The sequence below is a fragment of the Ruegeria sp. N11 genome, from assembly GCF_056531525.1.
Genome location: NZ_JBQFLX010000014.1, coordinates 134,534 through 143,963 on the forward strand (window position 1 = coordinate 134,534; position 9,430 = coordinate 143,963).

General features: G+C 54.7%; 5 protein-coding genes. 2 read left to right on the forward strand and 3 right to left on the reverse strand.

Annotated features, from left to right (window positions below; translation table 11 throughout):
* Position 1: 1 nt before the first annotated feature.
* The 3 genes from ACR0J8_RS15930 to ACR0J8_RS15940 all read right to left on the reverse strand — a co-directional run bounded on the left by ACR0J8_RS15930 (position 2) and on the right by ACR0J8_RS15940 (position 7,559).
* A complete protein-coding gene (locus tag ACR0J8_RS15930; protein WP_480527270.1) occupies positions 2–6,472 on the reverse strand; it encodes a GAF domain-containing protein in 6,471 nt (2,156 codons plus the stop codon).
* Between the two features lie 380 nt (positions 6,473–6,852).
* Entirely contained in the window at positions 6,853–7,254 is a 402-nt protein-coding gene (locus ACR0J8_RS15935) for a VOC family protein (RefSeq protein WP_480527272.1), read from the reverse strand.
* Entirely contained in the window at positions 7,251–7,559 is a 309-nt protein-coding gene (locus ACR0J8_RS15940; RefSeq protein ID WP_170612450.1) for a metalloregulator ArsR/SmtB family transcription factor, read from the reverse strand. Before ACR0J8_RS15940 ends, ACR0J8_RS15935 begins: the two co-directional genes overlap by 4 nt.
* Before the next feature lie 334 nt (positions 7,560–7,893).
* On the opposite strand from ACR0J8_RS15940, the gene ACR0J8_RS15945 reads away from it, so the two are divergent.
* Together ACR0J8_RS15945 and ACR0J8_RS15950 are read left to right on the forward strand one after the other, a co-directional pair.
* Entirely contained in the window at positions 7,894–8,151 is a 258-nt protein-coding gene (locus ACR0J8_RS15945) for a YjhX family toxin (RefSeq protein ID WP_480527274.1), read from the forward strand.
* A 596-nt stretch (positions 8,152–8,747) separates the two neighbouring features.
* Entirely contained in the window at positions 8,748–9,161 is a 414-nt protein-coding gene (locus ACR0J8_RS15950; protein WP_480527276.1) for a CHAP domain-containing protein, read from the forward strand.
* Positions 9,162–9,430: the final 269 nt, after the last annotated feature.

Here is a 9,430-nt window from a genome sequence, read left to right on the forward strand (position 1 = left end):
ATCACCTTCTTGTTCGGGGGGAGTTCAAAAGGGCTTCAATTAATACGGGGACTCGGATCGGTTTGGTGATGTAATCATCCATACCGGCGTCCAGACACATCTCGCGATCGCCCTGCATCGCGTTCGCAGTCATGGCAATTATGCGAGGACGGCTGCCATCGGGGAAAGCCTTGTTGATCCGGCGGGACGCCTCCAACCCGTCCATTTCGGGCATCTGCACATCCATGAACACGACGTCGTATGTTTGCCGGTTTACACTTTCAACGGCCTCAGCGCCGTTGCTGGCCAAATCCGCGCGATACCCCATCTGCTCCAACAGGCGGAGGGCGAGTTTCTGGTTCACCAAATTGTCTTCCGCCAGCAATATGCGCAGGGGGTGGCGCTTTGCCATATCGGGGTCTGTTTGGGGTTTGTCCGGGGGCTTGGCCGCTTTTATTTGCACCTTTTGGGTCGCAAACAATGTGACCAACGTATCGAATAGCTGCGATTGACGTAATGGTTTGGCAAGGTTGGCGGCAAACAACCCATCCTCAAGATCCATGTCGCGCTGGCCGAGTGAACTGAATAGGATCATCGGCAGTGCCGGCAGCTTTGTGCGGATCTTTCCTGCAAGTTCCTCACCATCCATTTCCGGCATATGCATGTCGAGGATAGCCAGATCGAACCGGTCGGTGTTGCCGAGCAGGCCCAGCGCTTCGGACGGAGTTTCACACGTCGTGGTTTGGGTGCCCCACTTCTCGGTTTGGAGAGCCAGGATTTTGCGATTGGTGGCGTTGTCGTCCACCATCAGAATACGCTTGCCCTCAAGCTCGGGCTGAACGCCAACCAGATTGCGAGATGATGACTTCACCGGCTTCGCCGCTTTGGCCCGGATCTTGAACACAAAGGTAGAACCACGCCCTTCGCCTTCGCTTTCCGCCCACATTGTCCCGCCCATAAGCTCTGCAAGACGCTTGGAGATCGCAAGACCCAGACCAGTGCCACCATATTTGCGGGTCGTTGAACTGTCTGCCTGGCTGAAAGATTGAAACAGACGGCGCATGCCCTTGTCAGACAGGCCTATTCCGGTGTCGCGAACTTTGAACGTGAGTTCCAACGCGCCCCGCTCCTTGGCTGATCGCTCAACGGACAGGACCACTTCGCCGCTTTCTGTGAACTTCACCGCATTAGACAGAAGGTTCAGCAGAATTTGCCGCAGTCGGGTCAAGTCGGCGCTGATCGCCGGGGGCAGAGCGTCGTCGAACTCATAGGCCAAATCGAGCTGTTTTTCGGCAGCTTTGCCGCTGATCAAATCCAGCGCGCTTTCTATGCATTCACGCAAGTCGAACGGATGGTTCTCGATATCCATTTGCCCGGCCTCGATTTTTGAGAAATCGAGGATTTCGTTGATGATACCCAGTAGCGCATCCCCACTGTCGCGGATCGTATTGGCATAATCGCTCTGCTCCGCATCCAACTCGGTGTCCATCAAAAGCCCGCTCATTCCGATCACGGCGTTCATCGGGGTTCTGATTTCGTGGGACATGGTGGCCAGAAAAGCGCTTTTGGCTTCGTTTGCCTCTTCCGCGGCCTTGCGCGCTTGTTCAGCTTCTCGGAATAGGCGCACATTCTCAATTGCTATGACGGCCTGGTCGGCAAAAGATTCCGCCATGGCGATATCGTCATCCGAGAATGGCTTTTTCGTTTTCCTGATGAACACAAGGCCACCCAGGCAGGTGCCGGCACGCATCAACGGAACACCCAGGTAAGCCTCGGTTCCGTTTTCCTTATGCAGTTTCTTCGCCAATCTCGGCAGTTCATGTGATGAAAAGTCGGAAACATGCCGTGTTCTTCCCGACATTAATACCGATGACTGGAAATTGTCTTGTGGATCAAGCGGGTGACGGGACTGTCCGAAGTCGCGTATCAACCCGTGCGGTGAAGCCACGGCCACTTGCCACCAGGATGACTCATCGGCCAAGGTTGCAATCGCCATATCACACGAAACAAGCCGGGTCGCGGACTCTACGATCATCTCAAAAACAGGCGTTGTATCCGTAGGCGATTGGCTGATCACCCGCAGTACATCAGCACTCGCCGTCTGGCGTGCGAGCGCAGTTTGCGTGTCATTGAACAATTGAGAATTCTGGATCGCGATAATCGCCTGCGACGCGAATGTCTCCATTTGCTTGATTTGCTTTTCGTCAAAAGCAGCAGCCGTTCGGCTGCCCATGCTGATGACACCAATTGTGGCGCCGTCACGTATCAGAGGCACGGAAAGAACGGATCGATACCCTTCGAGGTTCGACTTCAGAACCGGATCATAAAGAGGGTCTGCCTGCGTATCCTCGACATAGTCGGCCTGTCCACGAAGAAGTGCACGCGCGGTCGCCGATGAGTTCCCCGGTTCAAAAGGGTGCGCCTTCAGAAACTCGGTAAATCCGTCTGACAGGTTGTGCCCTGCAAAGAAATGATACTTCCCGTCCTCTGGTTTCTTCAAGGCGACGAAGGCATCCTGAAGACGGCAGATACGGGACGAAACCGCCAGCAACGCTTCCAGCACGGGTTCCAATGCGTCAGGAGATCGGGAAATCACCTCGAGAACTTCAGTCGTGGCAGTCTGGTATTGCAAGGCCTCTTCGACTTCTGCGGTGCGCGCCTGCACTTCCTCGAAAAGCTGCGTGTTGTTGATGGCGATCAGTGCCTGAGACGCAAAGGTTTCCAAAAGGCTGATCTGTTTGTCGTTAAACGCCGAAGCCTGCCGGTGCGCCATGACGATGACCCCAAGCGTCAGACCGTTTTTGACAAGCGGAACGCCCAAAGTGGTCAGGTAATCGCCCATCTCGGCCGCTTGTTTCCATGTGTAAGTCGGATCGTTGCGCGTATCCTCGATGTAGACTGTTTTTCCATGCAACGCCGTTCGCCCGATGCACGAGCCTTCTTCGGGAGCTATGGGGTTGTCTGACAGGAACTTCAGAAACGCATCGCTCACGTTGTGGGACATGACCACCCGGTACAGCCCGTCGTCTGGGTCCCGCATCGCGAAGAATGCATATTCCGGTGAACATATGCGCGAAGAAACCTCGAGGATGGCATCCAGCACCGGCGGCAGATCGTTGGGCGAGCGGGAGATGACATCCAGCACTTCTGACGTGGCTGTCTGGTACTTCAGTGTCTCTTCCACTTCGGCCGTACGTGCCTGAACTTCTTCGAACAACTGGGTATTGTTGATCGCAATCACGGCCTGGGCCGCAAAAGTCTCTAATAGAGAGATCTGCTTTGAATTGAATGGCGCGACCTTGTCGTGGCAGAGAACGATCACGCCGACCACCACTTTGCCCTTGATCAGCGGGACACCTAGCAGCGAACGGTACTTTCCGATGCGAGCTGCCTCTTTCCATGCGTATTCGTCAGCTTCCGTGTCCTTGTAATAGACTGTTTCCCCTCGGGCTGCTGTTTGGCCAATTCCGCTCCCGTGACCGGCCGGAACAGGGTTGGCCTTCATGAACTTCATGAAAACACTGTCAAAATCGAGCATGATGTCCGTGTGGTAAAGGTTATCTTCCGGATTGAGGATCGAAATCGCAGCGTATTTTGGTTCGCAGATCCGGCTTGCGACCTTCAGGATTTCCTCAAGTACCGGCTCCAACTCGTTCGGAGAGCGCGATATGACCGACAACACGTCTGACGTGGCGGTCTGGTATTCCAGCGCTTGCTCTACTTCCGCAGTGCGTTTCTCAACCTCGCGGAATAGGTTCGCGTTTGTGATGGCGATAATGGCCTGGTCTGCGAAAGTTTGCAGCAATTGAATCTGTTTCTTGGAAAACCCGGAAACTTCCGGCGACCCGAGCGATAATACGCCCACGACCTTGCCGTTCTTGACCAACGGCACCCCAAGCAGTGATTTGTATTCACCGACGCCGCTTTCTTCCATCCATGTGTAGGACGGGTCCGCTTCGACATCTTCGATATAGATTGTGCGTTTGGACAGAATGGCCCGCCCGCTTACACCGCTCTCGCTGGGCGAAATAGGGTGCGATTTGACGTATTCCGCAAAAGCCGTGTCCTGAGTGAGTGTCGAGTGAACATGGAAGAGCCCGTCGTCCGGATCCAACATCGCAACATAGGCATCCTGCAACTCGCAGATGCGCGACGCCTCTTTGAGGATGGCATCGAGAACGGGGGACAACTCGTTTGGCGACGCCGAAATAACCCGCAGCACTTCAGATGTGGACGTCTGGTATTCCAGCGCTTGCGTAACTTCTGCGGTGCGGTCCTGGACCTCCCGAAACTGGCGAACATTCTCCATTGCTATCACGGCCTGGGCCGCAAAGGTCTGGACCAGTGCGACGTCGTCATCTGAGAACGGTGCAACTTCACGGCGATAGAGCACGATCACCCCAAGTCCGGTGCCGCCTTTCATCAACGGAACCGCAAGAACCGAGCGGGCTCCTTCGATCTCGACCATCTGAACCCGTTTCGGGTCGCGGTCCCGGTAATAAAGCGGATCATCGGCGATGTTGTCCCGACGAATGACCTGCCCATCGACCATGGGCCTGATTGCGATCAGTTCCGTACGTGTCAAAGGCTCGGTGAATTCCCTGAGCGCTTCATCAAAATCGGTTCTCGCGCCAATATTGGCCGGGATCGTCGCAAGCCCGCGTTCGTGATCAGCGACACACAAGAAGGCCAGCGGTGCCTTGCACAAACGGCTGGCATTTTCGAGAATGCTGTGGAAGACCGGCTTGTCGTCGTCGCGGCTGCGGCTGATGACTTCAAGGATTTCTCGCGACGCTTTCTCCCGCTCAAGCCGTTCCTGAACTTCGCGAAACTGGCGCGTGTTCTCGATGGCAATCACCGCGTGTCTGGCGAATTCATCGATTAGCTGCACATCAGGGTCGGCGAATGGACGCACCTCGCGGCGGCTGACCGCGATGGCCCCGATGGCCTGCCCCCCCTGCATCAACGGAACTGCGACGCGGGACCGAATGCCTTCTACCCCAACCATCGCAACCGCCGTTGGGTTGCCCGAGCGATAGTAATCTGTGTCAGCTATATCGTCGACGCGAACTACCTGACCTGTTCTTATCGCGATAGCGGCTGTAAACGAACCTTCGAGAGGCCACTCCGTTCCTATTTCAGCCCCTTCTTTTTGGTGACCCCAAGCCGCCACGAGCCTTCCGCAGGTTCCAGCAGAGTTTACCAGAATGAGTGCGGCCTGATCCGCACCACAAACCTGAGTGGCCTGCTGAAGAACCACCTCAAAGACCCGCGCATCGTCGTCCCGGCTTTTGCTGATCACTGTCAGAACTTCCCGCGTCGCCGTTTGGCGTTCCAACTGAGTATGCAGCTCTGTCATTTGGCGTGTATTGTCGATGGCGATGACAGCCTGAGCTGCAAAGCTCTCGACCAAAGCAATCTCGTCATCGGTGAAAGGGCGTACTTCGCGCCGATAAATCCCGATGACGCCAACCGGGTCGCCGTCCACTGAAATCAGAGGGACTGTCAGAAACGAGCGGACACCTTCATCATCAACCAACTGACGGCGCCAAGGGTCCCCGTTAATGTAATGGTCTGTCAGGCGTAAATCGACGTTGTGAATAACCCGCGCTTCCCGCACAGACTCGGCAATCTGAAGATTTGAGTCCAACGACCAGCGATCAACACCGACCTCGTACGTGGCCAATTGATCGCCGTAATGGGCGGCGTATTCTAGATGCGTTCCCGCTTCATTCAAAAGGCTCAGCGTCGCGACATCGGTTTCACACAGCCGGGCGGTATTTTCGAGGATCGTTTTAAAGACCGGAGCTTCATCCTCCCGAGAACGGCTTATTACCTCAAGCACTTCGCGCGTGGCGCCCTCGCGCGCCAGGCGAGTCTGCAATTCGCGGAATTGGCGAACATTCTCGATTGCGATCACGGCTTGCGCGGCGAATGTTTCCACCAGCCGAACCTGATCATCGGTGTATGGGCGCACTTCGTTGCGCGCCAACATCAAACACCCGATTGCCGCGCCATCCAGTTTCAATGGAACAAACAGATTGCTGCGGCATCCATGTGTGTCGACAATCAGCTTAAAACGCTCATCACCGGACTTGTGAAAGTCGGTATCTCCCATATCGACAACGCGTTTGGTCTCGCCGCTGAGAATGGTATCGGTCACAAGGGAATTGCCCGGCTCCATGGTGTACTTACCGTCGAGCCAGAGCTGTTGAATGTCCGGGTGCAGATTAACGCTGGCCACCAGTTGCTGAAGGGCATCCCCTTCTCGCCCCAGAACCAGACCGGCGAAGAAAGCGTCGCAGAGATCTTTTGCCAGCGTTACAATCAGATCGCAGACCGGCTGCACGTCATCCTTGGTCTCGGAGATTGCCTGCATAACCCGCGCAGTCGCTTCGAACCGCGCCTGCTGATCAGCGACGCTGAGCCCCTCACTTTGCGCGGATGACGACGCAGGACCTGCCGTCTCTCCTGATGGTCTTTTTTCACCCACGTGAGGTTAAGCTCCCCAGTCAACTCATGAAAATTACCAGGTTCGAGTTTAGAGAGCATGAGATAGAAGTCACTGAGTTTTCTTCGCGGGACCCGGAATCAGCGTTGCCCCGCAAACAGCCCAAGGCCACATGATCCGATCATTTCAGATGAGCCGTGCCAAAACACACATGACGAAGCGAGCTGCCGTCGGCACCTTTTGCAGGTGTTCTGTTAGCACTTCATTGAGAAATCTGGATTCAACAAAGAAGGTTTCTGGGACCTGTCGATGCGTGTGCTCGAAGTGCGCGCAATGCATTGCTTTGGCAACAGCGATCCCATCATCGTCGGGAGGGAGGTATTCCGTCTTTCGCGCCTATCGCAAACTGATCCGCACGAGCCTCAGGCGAAGGCGACGTCCTTCATTTGGATGAGCTGAATGAGATTTCCGCACGTGTCATCAAAAACAGCCATGTGAACTGCCCCAGCGTCCATCGGTTCGGTGACGAAATCCACACCCAGATCGCTCAGCCTCTTGTACTCAGCATCAAGGTCCCGGACCTGAAATGAATGCGCGGCGATACCGTCAGCAACAAGGGCTGCTTTGTAAGGCCCCACCGCCGGGTGGTCGCTTGGTTCAAGCAGCAACTCGGTCCCCTCGGGATCTTCCTTTGATACGACCGTCAACCAACGGTTTTCGCCCAATGAGATATTGTGCTTGACCTTGAACCCCAGGGTTTCAGTGTAAAATTTCTCAGCTTTGTCTTGGTCATCAACAAGGATGCTGGTGACGTAGATTTTCATGTCTTGGATCCGTTTGGTTTGTAATTTGTGAGCCATGATGCAGCCGCGATGTGCTCATCGCTAACGCGCAAGGAGTGCGTTTTTGTCCGGCCCTTCCATTCAACTTCGATCAAGCCTGCCTTCTCCAACACCGCCAGATGTTGGGAAACCGTCTGCCGGGACAACGCAACACCATCCTCCGCAACCGATGCGGCGCAAACTTCGAACAGCGACTGGGCAGGTTGCCTGCTCAGACGGTCGATGATGCGGCGGCGGGTGCTGTCGGAAAGTGCCTTGAAGATTAGGTCGAGCTGATCATCTTTCATGGCCTCAATATGCAGTAATATTACGGCATGTAAAGTGCAGCAACATTACTGCATATTTCTTGCGCCGTAAGAGACGTTCACGAGTCCTGCGAAGATGCCAGAAATGGGCGCACCAGGACTATTTTTCATACAACTTGACACATGACGGGCGGATGACTAAGTCGACAACCGCCTGAGGCATACCGCCTCGTGCAACGGAGATTTTATGAAAGAGACCCGGGCCTAACGCCCGTTCCTGACGACCCAAACTCAGGAACACCAACATTGATAGGCACACTCACGCGCGATGCTGAGTGAACCTGTTTCTGTGCTTTCGTAAGATCGAGACATCCCAATGAATATATCAAAGTACGAACAGCGTGTTTTGCACGAGCTCGCCCTTGGCGGGTCGATCCATCATGAGCGCCTGGAAAACGGCAAAATCCACGACGTCATTTGTTACACGCGCGACGGTCATATCCTGACCGACTGCAGCCTTGGCGTCTTCAAGCGCCTTTTGAAGCGCCGCTTCATTCGCTCGAAAAACGGTAGTCCTTACCGCGCATCCGCGTTGGGGATCAAATCCGTGCGTGCGCAAATGAACCAAAGATAGGAAAGAAAAATGAACCATGTGAAAATCGAAGTCATCGGGCTTTTTACCCAAGTTCAAGTTTGTTCCGACAAACAAGCAGACACCGCACCCCTGAGCTTTTGACCCTGTCGCAATTCTGGATGCAGCTTGAGTTGAGGCTCGGAACCGCAAAGCTGCTCAATGGCAAGGCGATTGCGGTCGCACTGATCATGCAGCCGGAGATGACAAAGTAATCTTTGGTTAGGCTCTGTAGTCTGCACATACCCTTCGCCATCCAATTGGCGGAGGGTTTTTTTGGCTACACAGTGCTCAATCTCCTTTTTTGGGAAATACGTCTTCCACCTCGGCTATTGGCCTAAATTCGTGCGGGGAACTGGCAAAATCTTGCCGGGGAGTTGGCAAGCCTCTTTTCATTTCGGATCGGATCACCGTAAAAGCCTCGAAAGTCTTCGAACAGGCAAAGAAGCGACTTGCACACCAGCGCCCGCAAAACGAATACGAATCGGCCGTTTTTGCTCGGCACTGCCCGAACCGCGATTGCGTTGGGGCTTTTCAATCTTGTTTCTGCCTGTGCCCAAAACCCATCCGAAAGGGAACTCAATCCGGAACGTCAGTCAATGGCGTTGCGCGAGGTTTCACAAAAGCAGGCCGGGGGGCAAAGGGTGTGGTGCGTACCCTATGCACGAAGCCTCAGCGGCATCGAAATTCGCGGCAACGCCAAGGACTGGTGGGGCAAGGCGCACAATATTTTTCAGCGGGGCAATGAACCGGTTGTCGGTGCGGTGATGTCGTTTCGGGCTACCCGAGGAATGCCGTTGGGCCATGTGGCTGTCGTGTCCGATATTGTCACCGAGCGGGAAGTTATCGTGAACCACGCGAACTGGCACCGCAATAAGGTATCATTGAAAATGGGCGTCAGGGACGTATCCAAAAACAATGACTGGACGCTGGTCCGGGTTGAAAGTCAGCCGGGCCGGTATGGCAGTTTCTACCCAGTGAACGGATTCATATATCCGGTCGCTACCAAGTAGCCCAAACTAATTTCTCTTCTCGTTCGCCGCAAACCCGTTGAAAGCCCCACGGGCGTTTTTCGCCCCGTTTGCCAAGCGCGGTAACTGACCGCCATCCCAAGGAAAACGAGCAGTGGCGTTTTTCGACATCTCGAAAAATGAAAAGCTTGATTTGTGAACATACGGTTGGGGCTGGCAGTAGGGTCAGGACCCATTGATTTCCAGCGGTCGGCATGATTCACGGCTGAAAAACGAGCGGTGAACATGTCTGATCTTTTCTGGTTGACCGA

Excerpts from the sequence above, each read along its gene's own strand:
- ACR0J8_RS15935 (WP_480527272.1), bottom strand. The coding sequence starts at position 7,254 with ATGAAAATCTACGTCACCAGCATCCTTGTTGATGACCAAGACAAAGCT.
- ACR0J8_RS15940 (WP_170612450.1), bottom strand. The coding sequence starts at position 7,559 with ATGAAAGATGATCAGCTCGACCTAATCTTCAAGGCACTTTCCGACAGC.
- ACR0J8_RS15950 (WP_480527276.1), top strand. The coding sequence starts at position 8,748 with ATGGCGTTGCGCGAGGTTTCACAAAAGCAGGCCGGGGGGCAAAGGGTG.
- ACR0J8_RS15945 (WP_480527274.1), top strand. The coding sequence starts at position 7,894 with ATGAATATATCAAAGTACGAACAGCGTGTTTTGCACGAGCTCGCCCTT.